General features: G+C 67.0%; 18 protein-coding genes and 1 tRNA gene. 13 read left to right on the top strand and 6 right to left on the bottom strand.

Annotation, left to right across the window (positions count from 1 at the left end):
* The first annotated feature begins 95 nt into the window (after window positions 1–95).
* The 4 genes from ASF39_RS13880 to panE all read left to right on the top strand — a co-directional run bounded on the left by ASF39_RS13880 (window position 96) and on the right by panE (window position 4,099).
* Window positions 96–980 carry a DUF3313 domain-containing protein gene (locus tag ASF39_RS13880; protein ID WP_055884716.1) on the top strand — a complete coding sequence of 295 codons (885 nt, stop codon included), beginning with the start codon at window positions 96–98 and terminating at the stop codon, window positions 978–980.
* A gap of 171 nt (window positions 981–1,151) precedes the next feature.
* The gene (guaB, locus tag ASF39_RS13875) at window positions 1,152–2,645 is read left to right on the top strand and encodes an IMP dehydrogenase (RefSeq protein ID WP_055884036.1); all 1,494 of its coding nucleotides are present in this window, start codon (window positions 1,152–1,154) and stop codon (window positions 2,643–2,645) included.
* 7 nt (window positions 2,646–2,652) lie between these two features.
* Window positions 2,653–3,084, top strand: a complete 432-nt coding sequence (locus ASF39_RS13870; RefSeq protein WP_056284836.1) for an MAPEG family protein — start codon at window positions 2,653–2,655, stop codon at window positions 3,082–3,084.
* Window positions 3,085–3,157: 73 nt separating this feature from the next.
* Window positions 3,158–4,099, top strand: coding sequence for a 2-dehydropantoate 2-reductase (gene panE, locus ASF39_RS13865; protein ID WP_056284833.1), 942 nt, complete (start codon window positions 3,158–3,160; stop codon window positions 4,097–4,099).
* Window positions 4,100–4,102: 3 nt separating this feature from the next.
* Here the strand turns inward: panE and ASF39_RS21750 are convergent, their stop codons facing one another.
* The gene (locus tag ASF39_RS21750) at window positions 4,103–4,276 is read right to left on the bottom strand and encodes a hypothetical protein (protein ID WP_165700237.1); all 174 of its coding nucleotides are present in this window, start codon (window positions 4,274–4,276) and stop codon (window positions 4,103–4,105) included.
* 147 nt (window positions 4,277–4,423) lie between these two features.
* Here ASF39_RS21750 and ASF39_RS13855 point away from each other — a divergent pair, with 147 nt between their 5' ends.
* The 4 genes from ASF39_RS13855 (at window position 4,424) to ASF39_RS13840 (ending at window position 8,828) form a co-directional block, all read left to right on the top strand.
* Window positions 4,424–5,716, top strand: coding sequence for an RsmB/NOP family class I SAM-dependent RNA methyltransferase (locus tag ASF39_RS13855; protein ID WP_056284830.1), 1,293 nt, complete (start codon window positions 4,424–4,426; stop codon window positions 5,714–5,716).
* Between the two features lie 88 nt (window positions 5,717–5,804).
* Window positions 5,805–6,794, top strand: coding sequence for an alpha/beta hydrolase (locus ASF39_RS13850; protein ID WP_056284828.1), 990 nt, complete (start codon window positions 5,805–5,807; stop codon window positions 6,792–6,794).
* 73 nt (window positions 6,795–6,867) lie between these two features.
* Window positions 6,868–7,611, top strand: coding sequence for a sulfite exporter TauE/SafE family protein (locus ASF39_RS13845; RefSeq protein ID WP_055884056.1), 744 nt, complete (start codon window positions 6,868–6,870; stop codon window positions 7,609–7,611).
* Between the two features lie 125 nt (window positions 7,612–7,736).
* On the top strand, window positions 7,737–8,828 hold the full coding sequence (locus tag ASF39_RS13840) for a DUF808 domain-containing protein (protein ID WP_056284826.1): 1,092 nt from the start codon (window positions 7,737–7,739) through the stop codon (window positions 8,826–8,828).
* A 95-nt stretch (window positions 8,829–8,923) separates the two neighbouring features.
* On the opposite strand, the gene ASF39_RS13835 is transcribed toward ASF39_RS13840, so the two are convergent.
* Window positions 8,924–9,154: a hypothetical protein gene (locus ASF39_RS13835; protein WP_055884062.1), complete on the bottom strand. Its 231-nt coding sequence runs from the start codon at window positions 9,152–9,154 to the stop codon at window positions 8,924–8,926.
* A 138-nt stretch (window positions 9,155–9,292) separates the two neighbouring features.
* Here ASF39_RS13835 and guaA point away from each other — a divergent pair, with 138 nt between their 5' ends.
* Together guaA and ASF39_RS13825 are read left to right on the top strand one after the other, a co-directional pair.
* Window positions 9,293–10,849 carry a glutamine-hydrolyzing GMP synthase gene (gene guaA / locus ASF39_RS13830; RefSeq protein WP_056284823.1) on the top strand — a complete coding sequence of 519 codons (1,557 nt, stop codon included), beginning with the start codon at window positions 9,293–9,295 and terminating at the stop codon, window positions 10,847–10,849.
* 295 nt (window positions 10,850–11,144) lie between these two features.
* Entirely contained in the window at window positions 11,145–11,435 is a 291-nt protein-coding gene (locus ASF39_RS13825) for a hypothetical protein (protein ID WP_056284820.1), read from the top strand.
* A 41-nt stretch (window positions 11,436–11,476) separates the two neighbouring features.
* Here the strand turns inward: ASF39_RS13825 and ASF39_RS20670 are convergent, their stop codons facing one another.
* The 3 genes from ASF39_RS20670 to ASF39_RS13820 all read right to left on the bottom strand — a co-directional run bounded on the left by ASF39_RS20670 (window position 11,477) and on the right by ASF39_RS13820 (window position 13,938).
* Entirely contained in the window at window positions 11,477–12,253 is a 777-nt protein-coding gene (locus tag ASF39_RS20670) for a hypothetical protein (protein ID WP_082494574.1), read from the bottom strand.
* A gap of 447 nt (window positions 12,254–12,700) precedes the next feature.
* Window positions 12,701–13,381, bottom strand: coding sequence for a tyrosine-type recombinase/integrase (locus ASF39_RS20665; protein WP_082494573.1), 681 nt, complete (start codon window positions 13,379–13,381; stop codon window positions 12,701–12,703).
* Between the two features lie 467 nt (window positions 13,382–13,848).
* Window positions 13,849–13,938: transfer RNA gene (locus ASF39_RS13820), tRNA-Ser, on the bottom strand.
* A 245-nt stretch (window positions 13,939–14,183) separates the two neighbouring features.
* Between ASF39_RS13820 and ASF39_RS13815 the strand changes: the two genes are divergently transcribed.
* Window positions 14,184–14,837 carry an ABC transporter ATP-binding protein gene (locus tag ASF39_RS13815; RefSeq protein WP_055884068.1) on the top strand — a complete coding sequence of 218 codons (654 nt, stop codon included), beginning with the start codon at window positions 14,184–14,186 and terminating at the stop codon, window positions 14,835–14,837.
* Window positions 14,838–15,001: 164 nt separating this feature from the next.
* Window positions 15,002–16,246: a hypothetical protein gene (locus ASF39_RS13810; RefSeq protein ID WP_055884070.1), complete on the top strand. Its 1,245-nt coding sequence runs from the start codon at window positions 15,002–15,004 to the stop codon at window positions 16,244–16,246.
* A gap of 16 nt (window positions 16,247–16,262) precedes the next feature.
* Here ASF39_RS13810 and ASF39_RS13805 read toward each other — a convergent pair whose 3' ends face one another.
* Window positions 16,263–16,730, bottom strand: coding sequence for a hypothetical protein (locus ASF39_RS13805; RefSeq protein ID WP_244472406.1), 468 nt, complete (start codon window positions 16,728–16,730; stop codon window positions 16,263–16,265).
* A gap of 195 nt (window positions 16,731–16,925) precedes the next feature.
* Between ASF39_RS13805 and ASF39_RS13800 the strand changes: the two genes are divergently transcribed.
* Window positions 16,926–17,546 carry a DUF1134 domain-containing protein gene (locus tag ASF39_RS13800; protein ID WP_056284817.1) on the top strand — a complete coding sequence of 207 codons (621 nt, stop codon included), beginning with the start codon at window positions 16,926–16,928 and terminating at the stop codon, window positions 17,544–17,546.
* Window positions 17,547–17,689 lie beyond the last annotated feature (143 nt).

The raw sequence follows: 17,689 nt of genomic DNA, 5'->3' as shown, positions 1-17,689 counted from the left end.
AGACGCGACGTGGCCGTCCGGTCGTTGCCCTGCGCCATGGCGCATTGCACCCGCTGACACCACAAAGCGACCTTGAGTCCGGCGAAAGTATGTGGATGTTGCGAAGGTTCGAAGGCCGTGGGCGATGGGCGAAGGCCGCGGCCGGTATCGGCGTGACGGCGCTCCTTGCCGGATGCGGCACCATCCTCCTCAACGAGACCGGATCGTTGACGCGCTACGACCGCCTCGAGGCGAGTTCGGAATCGACCACCCGCGCCAGGCTCTACGTCGACACCGCGGCGCTGGCCGAGGCCCGCACCGTCCGCATCATTCCCGCCGAGTTTCCCGTTTCCGTCGCGGGGCCGGACATCGACGACGTCGAACGCCGCCTGATCGCCAATGCCGCCGACCGGGCGCTCTGCTACGAGCTCTCGTTGCGCTACGACGTGGTCTCCACCCGGAAGGCCGACCTCACCGTGCGTGCGGTGGTCACGCGCTTTGCCAGCACCAACGTCCCGGCGGCCGGGACCACCATCGCCACCTCGGCGGGGATCAGCGTCGCCTCGCAGCTCGGCGTCGGTTTCGCAACGTCCGTGGGACGCGTGCCGATTCCGCGCATCCCGATCGGCCTGGGCAGCCTCACCGTGGAGGCCGAGGCGCTCGATCGGCGCAACCAGCAGCGCGCCGCCATGGTCTGGGGCGGGGCCGCCAACGCCTTCACCAACCAGGCCCGGTTCTCGCCCGCCAGCGACGCCTACGATCTGGCCGGCGAGTTCGGCCAGGACTTCGGCGGTTTCCTCGCCACCGGCGTCGATCCGTTCAAGGCGCCCTACGCGATCCCGAACCTCAACCGCATCCGCGTCACCGTGCTCGGCGAACGCCCCCTCGATCCCGATTGCGAGCGGTTCGGTCGTGCCCCGGGCATCGACGGCATCATCGGCGACTATCTCGGCCTACCGCCCGACTGGACCGACAAGGGCGCACGGCCTTTCGTCGATTGACGGTGATGCAGCGGTCGAAGCATGGGTGCCCTGCGAGGGCATCTTTCCTGTGCCGTCGCGACATTCGGAGCTTTGCGCCGCCGCAGGCGCCATGATATCGCCCCGTGCCAACTCATTCACGCCGACCCGCCCGCGCGGGGCGGCGTCGCTCACCCTTTTGGGAGTTGGTTCATGGCCCGCATCACAGCAGACTCGATCACCGAGGGCCTGACCTTCGACGACGTGCTTCTGCGCCCCGCCGCCTCATCGGTGATGCCGACGGAGGTCAGCGTCGCGTCCCGCCTGACGCGGGCGATCCACCTCAACCTGCCGATCCTGGCCTCGGCCATGGACACCGTCACCGAGGCGCCGATGGCCATCGCCATGGCCCAGAACGGCGGCATGGGCGTGATCCACCGCAACCTCGAGCCGCACGAGCAGGCCGAGCAGGTCCGCCTCGTCAAAAAATACGAGTCGGGCATGGTGCTCAACCCCATCACCATCCACCCCGACGAGACCCTGGCCGACGCCTTCTCCCTGATGAAGCGCAACCGCATCTCCGGCATCCCGGTGGTGGAGCGCGGCCCCAACGGCTCGCGCGGCAAACTCGTCGGCATCCTCACCAACCGCGACGTGCGCTTCGCCACCAACCCGTCCGAGACGGTGGCCGAGCTGATGACCCGCGACCGTCTCATCACGGTGCGCGAGGGGGTGAACCAGGACGAGGCCAAGCGCCTGCTCCACCAGTTCCGGATCGAGAAGCTGCTGGTCGTTGACGATCACTACCGCTGCATCGGCCTCATCACCGTCAAGGACATCGAGAAGCAGGTCGCCTACCCGGGCGCGGTCAAGGACGAGCAGGGCCGCCTGCGGGTGGCCGCCGCCACCACCACAGGCGACAACGGTTTCGAGCGGGCGGAACGCCTGATCGATGCCGGCTGCGACGTGATCGTGGTCGACACCGCACACGGCCACTCGATCAAGGTGCTCGACGCCGTGCGCCGGGTGAAGCAGCTCTCCAACACCGTGCAGATCGTGGCCGGCAACGTCGCCACCCGCGACGGGGCACAGGCGCTGATCGATGCTGGCGCCGACGCGATCAAGGTCGGCATCGGGCCGGGCTCGATCTGCACAACCCGCATCGTCGCCGGTGTCGGCGTGCCCCAGCTCACCGCCCTGATGGAGGCCGTGGAGGCCGCCGACCGCGCCGACGTGCCGGTGATCGCCGACGGTGGCATCAAATATTCCGGCGATCTCGCCAAGGCGATCGCGGCGGGCGCCTCCGTCGCCATGCTCGGCTCGCTGCTCGCCGGCACCGACGAGGCCCCGGGCGAGGTGTTCCTGCACCAGGGCCGCTCCTACAAGAGCTACCGCGGCATGGGATCGGTGGGCGCCATGGCGCGCGGTTCCGCCGATCGCTACTTCCAGGCCGAGGTCAGCGACACCCACAAGCTCGTGCCGGAGGGTATCGAGGGCCAGGTGCCCTACAAGGGCCCCGTGGCGGCGGTGCTGCACCAGCTCGCCGGCGGCCTGCGCGCCGCGATGGGCTATGTCGGCGCGCCGACGATCCCCGAGTTCCAGGACAAGGCCCAGTTCGTGCGCATCACCAACGCCGGCTTGCGCGAGAGCCACGTCCACGACGTGACGATCACCCGCGAGAGCCCGAACTATCCCGGACGGGCGTGATGCGGTCATGACCATCCAGGCCGTCCTCGCCCCCGTCTTCGTTCAGGTCGCGCTGATCTTCGCCCTGCTGCTGTGGATGGGGCGCGTCCGCTTCGCGGAGGTCAGGGCCGGCACGGTCGAGGCCGGAGACGTCGGTCTCGGCCAGCGCAACTGGCCGGCCCGTGCGCAGCAGGCCGCCAACGCGTTCTCGAACCAGTTCGAGCTCCCGGTGCTGTTCTTGGTGCTGGTGCCGCTCGCGATTCTCACGAAGAAGGCGGACCTCCTGTTCGTGGTGCTGTCGTGGGTGTTCGTGGCGACCCGCGTCGTCCATGCGGGCGTCTACATCACCACGAACCACATCCCTCACCGCTTCCGCGCCTATCTGGCGGGTTTCGTGGCGCTGGCGGCCATGTGGATCGTCTTCGCCGTCCGAATCGTCCTGGCGCCTGCCGGAATCTGAGCGCCCGGCCTGGAACACCGCGCGCCTTCTCCGATAAGGAGGGCCCAGTCAGGGTCTTGTCGGGAAGCCTCCCATGCGCGTGCTCGTTGTCGGCGCCGGTGCCACCGGTGGATATTTCGGAGCGCGCCTGGCCGAGGCGGGCCGCGACGTCACCTTCCTGGTCAGGCCGCGCCGAGCGGAAGTCCTGGCCGCCGAAGGCCTCGTCGTGAAGAGCCCGGTGGGCGACATCCATATCCCGGCGCCCAAGACCGTCATCGCGGCCGACCTCGCCGCCGGCCGGGGCGACGGTTTCGACCTCGTCCTCCTGAGCTGCAAGGCCTACGATCTCGACGGCGCCATCGCCGACGTCGCGCCGGCGGTCGGAGAGGCCACCGCCGTGTTGCCGATCCTCAACGGCATGCGCCACCTCGACGCCCTCGACGCCGCATTCGGGCCGGGTCGCGTGCTCGGCGGTTCATGCGCCATCGTCTCGACGCTCGGACCGGCCGGCGAGATCCGGCAGATGAACGACCTCCATACCCTGACCTACGGCGAGCGCGACGGCTCTCGCACGCCGCGCATCCTGGCCGTCGAAGCCCTGATGGAGGGCGTGCGCTTCCAGCCGCGCCTGAGCGAGACCATCGTGCTGGAGATGTGGGAGAAATGGGTCTTCCTGGCCACGCTGGCCGGATCGACCTGCCTGATGCGCGCCACCATCGGCGATATCGTCGGTGCACCGGGCGGGCTCGCCTTCGTCAACGGGCTCTACGACGAGTGCATCGCCATCGCGTCCGCCGCCGGCCGGACCCCACGCGAGAAGCCCGTGCGCAGCGGGCGTGGCATCCTCACGGCGGAGGGCTCGGCCTTCACCGCCTCAATGCTGCGCGATATCGAGAACGGGGCCAGGATCGAGGCCGACCACATCGTCGGCGACCTGATCGCCCGGGCGGCAGATCCCGCCGCCTGCCCCCTCCTGGGGCAGGCCTATACCCATCTCAATGCCTACGAGCGCCGCCGCGCGCGCGCGAAGGCCTGAGGCTCAGGAGCGGGGTCCGCGCGGTCCGCCGTATTCGAGCTGGGTCTTGGCGTCGTAGGGCTTGGCCGGGGGCGGGGTCAGGTCCGGCGGCGGCGCGCTGGCGCAGGCGGCGAGCGCGGCCAGGGCGAGGCTCGCGACGGTGAGTTTGACGACGGGCGGCAGGATGACGGACGGCATGGTGGCTTCGCAGCTCCGGATGGTCACAGGCAAAAACGGCCCCGCGTCCGATCGCGGTTCGCACCGGACACCAGGACGGCCTATGCTGGGCTTTGGGCGTAAGCGTGGCCGTATCGCGGCAGACGACGCCGTTTCGAGGATCGACCGCTGACCCCACCCGCCCGCCTGTCCGCCGCCATCGACATCCTGGCGGATATCGCCGACCGCCGCCGCCCCGCCGCCGACGCCCTCAAGGATTGGGGGCTCGGCCACCGTTTCGCCGGCTCCGGCGACCGGGCCGCCATCGCCAGCCTCGTCTACGACGCCCTGCGCCGGCGCGCCTCGGCCGCCTGGATCATGGGGGCGGACACGCCCCGCGCCGTCGTCGCCGGCATGCTGCGACTCCAGTACGGGCTCGCCGAACCGACCATCGCCGGCCTGTTCTCGGGCGAGCGGTTCGCCCCCCCTCCCCTGACGACGGACGAGCGCCGGGCCCTCACCGAGGGGTCGCTGGCCGAGGCCCCTCCGGCCATCGCCGGCGACGTGCCGGAGTGGGTGCTGCCGGCCCTCGCGGACGTGTTCGGCGACGCCCTGCGCGACGAATTGCGGGCGCTCGGCCGACGTGCGCCACTCGATATCAGGATCAACACGCTTCAGCGCAGCCGCGAGGAGGCGCTGGCGGGTCTTTCGCATCTGGCCGCCCAGCCGACACCGCATGCCCCCCACGGCCTGCGCATCCCGCTGGGCGAGGACGGGCGCGGGCCGGCCCTCCACGTGGAGCCTGAGTTTCTCGACGGCTGGTACGAGATCCAGGACGAGGGCTCGCAGCTCGCCGGGCTCCTCTGTGGCGCCAGGGCCGGCGAGACGGTGGTCGATCTGTGTGCCGGCGGCGGCGGCAAGACCCTGGCGCTGGCCGCCGCCATGGGCAACGCCGGCCGGCTCATCGCCAGCGACGACGATCCCCGCAGGCTCGCCCCGATCCACGAGCGCCTGCGCCGCTCCGGCGCCGTCGCCGAGGTGAGGACGCCGCGCGCCGGGCGCGCCCGCGCCGACGTCCTCGGCGACCTCGACGGTGAGGTCGACCGCGTGCTCGTGGATGCGCCGTGCACCGGCTCGGGCACCTGGCGGCGCAATCCGGACGCCAAGTGGCGCGTCAGGCCCGGCGCCCTGGCCGCCCGCCTCCAGGACCAGGCCGGCGTCCTCGACCGGGCGGCGCGGCTGGTACGGCCGGGCGGGCGCATCACCTACGTGACCTGCTCGCTGTTCCCGGCCGAGAACGACGGCGCGGTCGCCGGCTTCCTCGGACGACACGACGACGCCTTCGCCGTCGTCCCCGCCGCCGGCATCGCCGGGGACGCGCTTCGTCCTGCCGTCAGGCTGACGACTTTCGGGCTGCAGATGAGCCCGGGCCTGACGGGAACGGACGGCTTCTACGTCGCCACCCTCGAGCGGGTGCGCTGATGCGGGAGGTGCGGCGCGGAGACTCCCGGCCCCCCGAGCGTCCGCTCCCGTGCCTTTCATCCGCCCGTCCGACATCGCGCGAACCCGCATGAGACTCGCCCGTCGCGACGTCATCACCGGCCTGGCCGCGGCCTTGTCGACGACCCGGGAAGCGCAGGCTCAGGCGCCGTCCCCCGTCCCACCGCGATCCGGCGTCCTGGCCTCCCCCGGCGCCGACCTCGAGATCCTCGACCTCTGGCCCGGCCTAGCCCCCGGTGGCGGCGGCCCCGTCGCCGCCGACGGACGCTTCGACGAGACCCGCGAGGGCGTGATCACCAACGTGACCCGCCCCTGCCTCCTGGTGATGCGGGCGGCCAGGCCCAACGGCGCGGCGATGCTGGTGGCCGCCGGCGGCGGCTACCGCCGCATCGACATCGGCAACGAAGGTGTTCCCGTGGCCAATTGGCTGGCCGCCTCCGGCGTCACCGCGTTCGTCCTGATCTACCGGCTGCCGGGCGAGGGCTGGGCGGCGGGGCCGGTCGCGCCGATCCAGGACGTGCAGCGGGCCCTGCGCTTCGTGCGGTCCGAGGCTTCCCGCTTTGCCGTCGACCCGCAGCGGATCGGCGTGCTCGGCTTCTCGGCGGGCGGCCACCTGATGGGAGAGGCCGCGGTCCGCTCGGCGGATGCCCTCTACGCCGCCGTGGATGCGCGGGACGACGTTTCGCCCCGGCCCGATCTGGCCGGCCTCATCTACCCGGTCATCACCCTGAGGCCGCCCTTCGACCGCACCTCGACGCGCCGCGTCCTCGTCGGCGAGTCCCCAACATTGGAAGAGGCCGCGGCGCATTCCGTCGACAGCCACGTGCGCGAGCGTGGTCCGCCGATCTTCCTGTCCCAATCGGCCGACGACCCGATCGCGGTCGTCGACAACTCCCTCGTGATGTTCTCGGCCCTGCGCCGCGCCCTCGTCCCCGTCGAACTGCACCTGTTCGAACGGGGCGGCCACGGCTACGGCCTCGGCGTGCCGGGCTCGCCGGCGGCGGCCTGGCCGGGGCTGTTCCTCACCTGGATGCGCCGACGCGGATTCTTACGCGCGTGAGGATGTGGAATCGCGCGACACAGGCCGCCGACGCCCCCTGCCGCACGCGTTACGCCCATGTCGAGGAGACCCGATGGACCCGCAGACAGGCATCGTGATGCTGGGGGCCGCCGCCGGCGGCTTCGTCCAGGGCCTGTCGGGAACCTCGTTCGGGCTCGTGACGATGGCGGTCTGGGCGTGGTCCCTCGATCCGGTGCTGACCGGGCCCCTGGTGGTGTTCGGCTCGCTGATCGGCCAGCTCCTCTCGCTCGGGGCGATCCGGCGGAGTCTCGATCCGAAGCGCCTCCTGCCCTTCGTGGCGGGCGGCATCCTCGGCGTCCCCATCGGCGTCGCCCTGTTGCAGGTGGTCGACCCGCGCCATTTCAAGCTCGCCATCGGCATCCTCCTGGCGGTCTGGTGCCCGATCATGCTGTTTGCGCGGGACCTGCCCCGCATCGCCTGGGGCGGTCGCATCGCGGACAGTGCGGTGGGTGTCGTCGGCGGCATCATGGGTGGCCTCGGCGGCCTCACCGGGCCGGCTCCGACGCTCTGGGCGACCCTGCGCGGTTGGGACCGCGACACGCAGCGCGGTGTCTTCCAGGGGTTCAACCTGGTGATGCACGCCGTCACCCTGACGACCTACGTCGCGGTCGATGCCGTGCCGGCCGAGGCCTTCGCGCTGTTCCCGGCCGTCGCCCTCGCCGTCCTGTGTCCCGCCCTCGTGGGTGCCCGGCTCTACCGCCGCTTCAGCGAGGAGACCTTTCGCACCGTGATCCTGTCGCTCCTGACCGCCTCGGGCTTCGTTCTGATCGCGACGACCCTCCCGACGTTGCGATAAGGGGCTATGCAGACGAGCGGACAACGAAGACCATGGCGCCATCGATCTTTCGGCGGCCTGTCTCGTTGTTCGTGCGCACCGGGCGGCCGCCGGCCGGCCGCAGACAGATCTGAAGGACAACGCCGTTGAGTATCGGGCTGATCGCAATCATCGACGACGTGGTGGCGCTGGCCAAGGTCGCCGCCGCCTCCCTGGACGACGTCGCCGCGCAATCGGCCAAGGCCGGGACCAAGGCGCTGGGCATCGTCATCGACGACGCCGCCGTCACGCCGCGCTACGTCGTCGGCTTCGCCGCCGCCCGCGAGGTGCCGATCGTCGGCCGGATCGCGATGGGATCGCTGAAGAACAAGTTCCTGTTCCTGCTTCCCGGCGCCCTGGCGCTGAGCTTCTTCGCGCCCTGGGCGATCACGCCCCTGCTCATGCTCGGCGGCATCTACCTCTGCTACGAGGGCGCGGAGAAGGTGCTGCACGCCGTCATGCCGCATCAGGCCGAACGCCACGAGACGGCGATCGGCGCCTCCAAGGAGGACGCCAAGGCCCAGGAGGACCAGCGCGTCCGCAGCGCCATCCAGACCGATTTCATCCTCTCGGCCGAGGTCATGGCCCTGACGCTCGCCTCCCTCGGCACGACGTCCGTGACGATGCAGGCGACCATCCTCGCCGTCGTGGCGCTGGGCGTGACCCTCCTCGTCTACGGGTTCGTTGCCCTCATCGTGAAGGCCGACGACGCCGGGATGGCGCTGGCCGTGAACGACCGTCCGGCCTCGAGCCTGCTCGGCCTGCGGACCGTTTTGGTCACGGCCGCTCCCTCGGGAGCCGATCGCGGCCTGGCGCCGATCACCCGAGGGTTCGGGCGCGGCCTCGTGGTCGCCATGCCGTATTTCCTCACCGTCCTCGCCATCGTGGGCACGGCGGCGATGCTCTGGGTCGGCGGCGGCATCATCCTGCACGGCCTCGAGGACTACGGCGTGAAGGGGCCGAGCCACATCGTCCACGCGGCGGCCCTGTGGGCGGCGGGCCTGGTCCCGGCCATGGCCGCGGTCGTGGAATGGCTCGTCACGGCCGCCCTGTCGGGGGTGCTCGGGCTCGCCATCGGGGCGGCGACGATCCCGGTCGCCCAGTACCTGATCGTGCCGGTGGCCGCTAAGGTGATGGGGCTGTTCAAGTTCAAGGCCGCGCCGGAGACGCCGTCGCGGCGGGTGTCGGACTCCGCCTGAGGGACGTCCGCCCGGGCCGGATCGGATGGCCCCGTGGTGACGGGACCATCCTCGTCATGGGTGGGGCGCCGTCATTCGGGACGGCGCCGCATCGATTAGAAGCACTGGCGCTTGCGCACCACCGTGACGCGGCCGAGCGGCCCGCGACGTTTGGTGATCACCGTCTTGCAGCGGGGACCGCGCACCACGGTGCGCCGCACGACACGAGCCTGTTCGATGGCATTGTCCGGCGCGAACCCGGTGCCGACGCTCAAGGGCGCGGCCTGGGCCGGCATGGCGAGACCGGCGAGGGCGATGGCGGCGATCCCGAGGATGGTTGCTCTCATGGACTGAGGCTCCTGTTCGTTGCTGGGGGGCGCCGTTTCGCCGACCGGGCATGAACGCCCGATTAATCCTCGGGCCCGGTCGCGCGGACGTGAGCGGGCGCGTTGCACCCGCGAGGCGCCTCGTCTAACTCCGGGTCCATGAATACCGACCACGACAAGATCCTCATCGTCGACTTCGGCTCCCAGGTGACGCAGCTCATCGCGCGGCGGGTGCGCGAGGAGGGCGTCTATTGCGAGATCGTGCCCTTCACGAAAGCGGCCGAAGCCTTCGCGGATGCGATCCCCAAGGGCGTGATCCTATCGGGCGGGCCGGAATCGGTGACGACGGACGCCTCGCCCCGCACGCCGCAGGTCATCTTCGATTCGGGCGTGCCGGTGTTCGGAATCTGCTACGGCCAGCAGACCATGGCGGCCCAGCTCGGCGGCGAGGTCGAGGCCGGGCACCATGCCGAGTTCGGCCGCGCCGAGATCGAGATCCTGTCGGATTGTCCCCTGTTCAAGGGCGTCTGGCACGTGGGCGAGCACTACCCCGTCTGGATGAGCCACGGCGACCGCGTCACCAAGCTGCCCGACGGCTTCACCACCGTCGCCATGTCGAAGAACGCGCCCTTCGCCGCCGTCGCGGACGAGGCGCGGAACTACTACGCGGTCCAGTTCCACCCGGAGGTGGCGCACACGCCCCACGGGGCGCTCCTGATTCGCAACTTCGTGCGCGACATCGCCGGCTGCTCGGGCGACTGGACCATGGGCGCCTACCGCGAGGAGGCGATCGCCAAGATTCGCGAGCAGGTGGGCACGGAGAAGGTCATCTGCGGCCTCTCGGGAGGCGTCGATTCCTCGGTGGCGGCGGTCCTGATCCACGAGGCCATCGGCGACCAGCTCACCTGCGTGTTCGTGGACCACGGCCTGCTGCGCATGGGCGAGGCCGAGGAGGTCGTGCGACTGTTTCGCGACCACTACAACATCCCGCTCGTGCACGTGCAGGCGCAGGACCTGTTCCTGGGCGAGCTGGAGGGCGTCAGCGACCCCGAGATCAAGCGCAAGACCATCGGGCGCCTGTTCATCGACGTGTTCGACGCCGAAGCGAAGAAGATCGGCGGCGCCCGCTTCCTCGCCCAGGGCACCCTCTACCCCGACGTGATCGAGAGCGTCTCGTTCACCGGCGGCCCCAGCGTCACCATCAAGAGCCACCACAACGTCGGCGGCCTGCCCGAGCGCATGAACATGCAGCTCGTCGAGCCCCTGCGTGAATTGTTCAAGGACGAGGTCCGGGTGCTCGGCAAGGAGCTCGGGCTGCCCGAGGCCTTCGTCGGCCGCCACCCCTTCCCCGGCCCGGGGCTGGCCATCCGCTGCCCCGGCGTCATCACGGGCGAGAAGCTCGACGCCCTGCGCAAGGCCGACGCGATCTATCTCGATGAGATCCGCAAGGCCGGCCTCTACGACACCATCTGGCAGGCCTTCGCGGTGATCCTGCCGGTCAAGACGGTGGGCGTGATGGGCGACGGCCGCACCTACGACCACGTCTGTGCGCTCCGCGCGGTCACCTCCGTCGACGGCATGACGGCGGATTTCTATCCCTTCGACATGACCTTCCTCGGCCGCGTCGCCACCCGGATCATCAACGAGGTCAAGGGCATCAACCGGGTGACCTACGACATCACCTCGAAGCCCCCCGGTACGATCGAGTGGGAATGACACTGGTTTCGGCGGATTGATCCGGGTGGGATTCCTCTTCAGGGGATCATGGATCTAGCCTCGGCATTGTCTTGCGGAGGCGGACAAGGCTCACATCGTCGACCATCCGAGCGTCGAGGAATCGGGCCGGCGGGCGCGTACGAATAAGGACGCGTGCGCGGCGCTGCACGACCAGGCGATCTGGCTTCCGGGGTCCGGGGACAGACGATGCCGGAGGTGGCCGCCGTGACCGGTTGCGTGTCGCGCTGGCTTCGGCAACGGCGTCACCAAGCCGGTCGTCGAGCGCCTGTCGGCATTGTTCGCCCGCGCGGCCGGCGCAGATCCACGACGCACCATCACCCTGCCGCTCGATGATGCCGGCTGGGACACTGACCCGGACCGCGCGTGGAAAGGTCTGCGGTTCGCCTCCCTGCCGCCCTGCACGCCCGAATTCCAGTCGGCAAAGCACTTCTGGCGGCTCGGCGACGAACCCATCGTCAACCGGTATTTCGACCGCCTCACCGAGATCCAAGACCGCATCGAGCAACATTGCCGCGACCTCGGAGCTCAGCCAGACACCGTGGCGGAAGACTGGCTGCATCTTTAAATCTAAAGCTTATTTCTATTAAATACAAACCTATTTGAGCACTAGCTCCAAAAGCCAATCCAAATGCCCGTTTGCCATAGGCCGACGCCGATGGTGATGATGGTTCCAATAAGACCCACAGATTTTGCTGTTCTGCTCTCAAAGATTCGTTCGAGCGCGACGCCCCATCCGCGAGATGCCGTTTTAAGTTTCCCCTTTGCAAATAAACGAATGACGTGAAAGAAAAATCCTACTTTCGCGAGCGTAGAGTTGTGCATTCTAATAAATTCATTATTTTGAAATGCACGAACTTCTTCGTCGCCCGTCAGGAAGTGCCGGTGCGCTCCGCCATTCAACTCCATTAATGACTTCATCTTCGGGTGCGCTGCATAGCCGCCGCCATACCGATCTGACAGCAAGTCATTTAGATTAAGGCGTCTCTCAACGGGTATGATAGGTGCGTCATTGCCCCCGAGAACTCTGTATCTGTGTTCAAGGTGTTCAAAGCCATAGGTCAAGTTACGCATATTCCAGTGAATCCAATATTTGTCCCTTCGATCACGGATGAACCCATAGAAATCTTTTAATAACTTTAGTTCTACGATATCGAACTGATCTTTTACTTGATCGCGCTGAATATGAAGTTCCTCGGCAATTGAGTGAGTAGAGAAGCTAACTGTTTGTTCGGTAGCATAATGCGTAATAGCGATTGAAGTGATGCGCGGGGAAAGCGCTTCATTGTCGTCATAAAGACTTTGACAGCTATAGTGAATAATATAGAAGTTCTCAGGATGGATTTTTATACCCTTAATGAAGCTTGTGCTATCGTATACGCTCAAGTGTCGCCCCCTACGATTTTATGATTTTTATCAGTTAGACAGTTGCACCAATCTGCGTTCGAAATATGCTGGAGGCGACTTGCTTCTGCTCAAGGCGACGAGCCAGGGCTGCTGATGGCTTGTGACATGAGCCTCACGGGCAGGATTTCAACGGCGTGGAGCTTCTAACGGTATGTCAATAAGCGTCTCAATAGTGCAAATTTTCAAACAGGATATAACGTCAGGCTCCATCACGAGACTCAATGCATTGATACCTGTTCGTAGTTGTTTTGGAATTAGCCCTGAGGAATAAACAGCCAACGCAAGCGTAGATTTTGAGTGTCCCATAAGCTCAGCAATGACACTGCTGTTCACTGCCTTTGTATGTGTGGAAGCGCGCTCAAGGTAGGTCGCGAAGCACCGCCTAAAACTGTGAAAATCGACTTCTTTGCTTGGTCCCAGAACTATTTACCTAAAAGTTGTAAAGCGCTTCACAACGATCCAGCTTCGCTTTCCGTCCGGCCCTCCGGGCGTCAATCCAGAGATCACCCAGCCGTCGGTTGAGCTTGCTACGCGGCGCTGTATGATAGGCCATGCGAGTAGGTGCACTGGCATTATACGTCGGGAATTTTTTGTCTTGCCGCATGTTATGCGCAATGCCTGCTGATCGATGATCACATCGTCAACTCGTAGCTCACAGAGTTCGCCAATCCGGCAACCTGTCAGCAGTCCTAGCCGTATGAGGTCGTAAAGCACAGTACCGTAGCGTTGGCCTACTACTCGAATAGGATTGGCTTCCAGAAGATATATTAGCTCCTGTGAGGTATAGGCGCGTTTCGCGCTATCGAGTTTATTTGCATTTCCGAAACTGCCTTGACTTTGCCAAGGATTGTCTTCGACGAAGCCCCGCTTGATGAGCCAACGCCACATAGATGAAAGCGAACTGATTTTTCTGTTCGCCGTCTTTTGCGAGACACCCGACTGCAATAGTACGTCGCTGACGTAGGTGCCAGCCTTGAGACGATTTACCTTGTGAACGGCGATTTTCTGAGTATGCGACTCAGTGAACTCTTTGACTGCCAATGCGTGCTGCATCAGCGACTGTTTCTTCTGGGTGCCCTCGATTTCTCCCAACCAACGTTCCATCATGATGAGGATAGTATCTTTCTCGGACCGTCCCTTGGGTGCACGTCGAGTGTGACGTATTTCGTGACCGGGATGCTCAAAGGCAGAGTTCGCCGCGCTTCCTTTGGGTCTGGGCTCGTCAGAGCACCGTTTGAATCCGGTCAGACCAGCCGCCCAGGCGGGTTCCCAGCCGTCCGAGACGGTTTGTGCACCGATCCAATCCCAAAGCAGTGAGAGAGCGATCCACCGTCGTCCGTTAGCCACGGCCTCGCTGTCCGTATCAAGCGACCGGACGAGATGCTGCTGTCCGACGAGCGGCACGAGATGGGCTGGGACTCTGAGACGCACGTACCAACGGCCACGGCGGCATTGCAGATACTCGGCGCGTCGCACCGCTGGCCTCGCTCCCCACAGCCACGGTGACACAGTGTCAGCACGCGGTTTCGGATCGAGAGCTAAAAACCGTTTATTTACAGTGGTTTATAGCCACTTGGCGGAGGGAGCGGGATTCGAACCCGCGATACCGTTTCCGGTATACACACTTTCCAGGCGTGCGCCTTCAACCACTCGGCCACCCCTCCGGGCCCTATGCGGGATGCGACCGCCGCGTCGCAGCGGCGACGCCTCGGCATCGGGTGGCGTGCTGTACAAGGCGCGGCGCTCTGGTGCAAGGCGCTCGCGAGCAAGAGACGCCAGCGACCGGAGCCGATCGTCCAGGCCGAGGGGCAGACCGGACATTCTCAGAATCGCCGCTTTCATCGCAGCATGAGTCTGCCACGCGATCCGACTCCGGTGAGCCGCGTCGCCTTCAGGAGCATATCCGACGGTGATCCGCTTCGAGAACGTCACCAAGATCTACCGGACCAACGGCCATCGCCGCACCATCCTGGAGCGAGCGTCCTTCACCCTTCGGCCCGGAACCAGCTATGGCATTTTGGGCATCAACGGTGCCGGCAAGTCCACCACCATGCGGCTGATCTCCGGTACGGAGGACGCGACGCGGGGGAAGATCCATCGCAACCTGAGGGTGTCTTGGCCGCTCGGGTTCGCCGGTGGGTTCCATCCCGCCATGACGGGCCGCGAGAACGTCATCTTCGTCGCCAGGATCTACGGCGAGGACCCGAGGAAGGTGCTCGAGTTCGTCGAGGATTTCTCCGAGCTCGGCAGCTACCTCGACGTACCGATCAAGACCTATTCCTCAGGCATGGGCTCGCGCCTCGCGTTCGGCATGAGCATGGCGATCCCGTTCGATTGCTATCTCATCGACGAGGTCACGGCCGTAGGCGATTCCCGATTCCAGCGGCGCTGCACCGAGGCCTTCGCCGCCCGTCGACAGAACGCGGACGTGATCATGGTCTCGCACTCCATGGAGACCCTGCGGGAATGGTGCACCCAGGGCATAGTGATCATCAACGGGCGGGCGATCGTCTACGAGGACATCAACGACGCGGTCGAGGTCTACCGGCGCTTGAACGCCTGACCGCCCGGCCGGCCGCGATCCGGCCATGGTTTTGCCGCGTGCTGCCCCTAGGCGGAGGCTGCGGCGACGCTCGGTGGCCTCGCGAGGCCGAACGTGCCGGGCGTGCAGCGCGAGCCTGACGCGGAGACCCTGCCCGTGACCAACAGATCGGAAGACCGGGGTTCATGACCATCGACATCCGCAACCCCCAGGGGCAGCCGCTGAGCACCGCCGACCGCTCGAACGCGGTCGCCGAATCGCTCAAGCAGGTCGCCCGGGTCTCCCGCTTCGTCGACCGCAAGAAGGGCATCCGGTCGTACCAGACCCACGTCAAGCGCGACGTGGTCATCCCGATCCTGTTCGTGTTCGTGTTCCTGATCCCCGCCGTTCTCGGGGCGCTCTATTATGGCGTCATCGCCTCGGATCAATACGAGACCCATGCCCGCTTCGCCCTGCGCCCCGCGCTCGGCAACGTGGAGAAGGCCAGTCCCGACCAGGTCGGCACCAACAACGGGACCAGTTCGTCCCTGATGGTCGTCCAGGACAGCCTGCTGGTGATGAACTACATCAGCAGCCGCCCGATGATCGAGGCCCTCGAAGCCACCCTGCCCGTGCGCCAGATGTTCGCCCGCGACGACATCGACTACCTGTCGCGCTTCAACATCGACAAGCCGATCGAGAGATTCCTCAAGTACTGGAACCGGCGCGTCGAGATCGAAATCGAGACCAATTCCGGCATTCTCGCCTTGTCGGTGACGGCCTTCGATGCCGCCGAATCCCTGGCGCTGACGCAGGCGATCCTCGCGGAGAGCGAGCGCATGGTGAACGCGCTGAGCGTCAAGGCGCGGGAGGATGCCGTCGCCGAGAGCGCCCGCGAGCTGAAGCTCGCCGAGGAGCGCATGACGAAGATCCGCATCGAGGTCGCCGCCCTGCGAAACCGAGAGGGCGTGCTCGATGCGCAGAAGACCAACGAGGCCAACCTCAAGGTCATCGGCGATCTGCGCACGGCCCGCATCAACCTCGCGGTACAGCTCAGCCTCGGCCAACGCGACCTCGGGCCGGAATCGCGCCGCATCCAGGACATCAAGTCCCAGATCAGGGACCTCGACGACAACATCGCCCGCATCGAGCAGCAGTCGACCAGCGTCGCGCCCGAGCGCCGCCGGATCCTGGCCGATGCCCTGACGCGCTTCGAGGCCTTGGACAACGACCGCAAGGATGCCGAAAAGTACTACGCGAAGGTGCTGGCGGCCTATGAGCGCTCGCGCATCGTCGCGTCGCGGCAGGTGGAGTTCTTCACCACCGTCGTCGAGCCGGTGATGGCCCAGTCCGCCCAGCAGCCGCGCCGCCTCCTCATGACCAGCCTCATCGTCGCCGGCGCCGGGATCGCCTTCTCGCTCTCGGTCTTCGCCCGCAAGCAGATGGTCTGAGGACGGGTGGGAGCGGTCAGTCGGGGAACCGCAGGTCGATGAGGCCGCGCAGGGACGGCCAGCGCGCCTCGGCCTCGGCGACGATGCCCGGCTGTTGCCGGGCGGCGGCACGGTTGGCGTCGTGGCGGAACAGGTAGAGCGGCTCTGCTGCCCCGAAGGGCAGGCGTGCGAACACCAGCGGGTCGGCCTCGACGAGGCGCCCCTGGGCCATCGCGACCGGGTCGAACCCGTCGAGGCGCGGGGCATAGGTGGCCGGAGCCTCGCGAAACACGGTGCGGTTGGCGGCGCTGACGAAACGCCAGGCGCGCCCCTTCCAGGCCCACTCGAGATCGGGCCGGCCGGGCCTCGGCGCCGCCCCGTCGAGGAAATAGGTCACCACGTCGAACCCGCGCAGGGCGAGGAGATCGGCCGGGGCGACGGGCGGCGACCCGGAATGGCCGTCCGAAGGCCGGAGCGGCCACGCCGCGGCGCCGAACAGCCCCATGCAACCACGCCTTGTTAACCACATCTTGCCGAGTCCCGAGTCATCAATTCAGAGTGGGGTCCGATGGCGGACCCGCCGGTTCGACGCCCCGCCGGGCGTATCCCTCAGACCTCACCGGCGAGATACCCTTCACGTGGCCCTTGTGACGCGGACCCTGCCCGTTCGGAACGGTCCCCAGCGCGGATGACGAGACCGATGTCGGATCAACGGACCTGCCCTGCCCCACTCGATCGCGGACGGCGTCGCCTCCTGGGCCTGCCCCTGCTCGCGGCCGCGGCCTATCTCTACGGCGCCGGAGCCGTGGCCGCACAGCCGGCGGACGACGGCGACCCGGGCTCGTTCCGCCCCCGCGAGATCGTCGACTCCGGCCACCGGTTCTTCGGCTCGGTGTCGCGCGGCCTCGGACGCGCGGTGGAGGAGGCCACGAAGCGGTGGGGCGAGCCCAACGGCTACATTCTCGGGCAGGAGGCCTCCGGCGCCATCGTCGGCGGCGTCCGCTACGGCGAGGGGACGCTCTACACCCGCAACGCCGGCCAGCGCCGGATCTACTGGCAGGGTCCCAGCATCGGCTTCGACGTCGGCGGCGACGGCGACCGGACGATGATGCTGATCTACAACCTGCCGTCGGTGGCGAAGCTCTACCGCCGCTTCGGAGGGGTCGACGGCTCGGCCTTCCTCGTCGGCGGGATCGGCATGAGCGCCACCACCTCGGACGGGATCATCGTCGTACCGATCCGGACGGGTGTCGGCGCCCGCTTCGGCATCAACATCGGCTATCTCAAGTTCACCAGCTGGCCGACCTGGAACCCGTTCTGAGCACGAAGCGGGTTGCGCAAAAGCGGTCACCGGTCTCGCGGCGAACACCTGGGACGGAACAGGGATCCCAGCGGGATGAAGCGTTGGCGTGCCGACGCGAACCCGCCGAGGTCGGAATGGGTCGTGTGGCCGGCCGACTTGCC

The sequence above is a fragment of the Methylobacterium sp. Leaf108 genome, from assembly GCF_001423265.1.
GTDB lineage: Bacteria > Pseudomonadota > Alphaproteobacteria > Rhizobiales > Beijerinckiaceae > Methylobacterium.
Note: the sequence above shows the minus strand (reverse complement) of the source record. Positions and strands in the feature narration are given on the sequence as shown.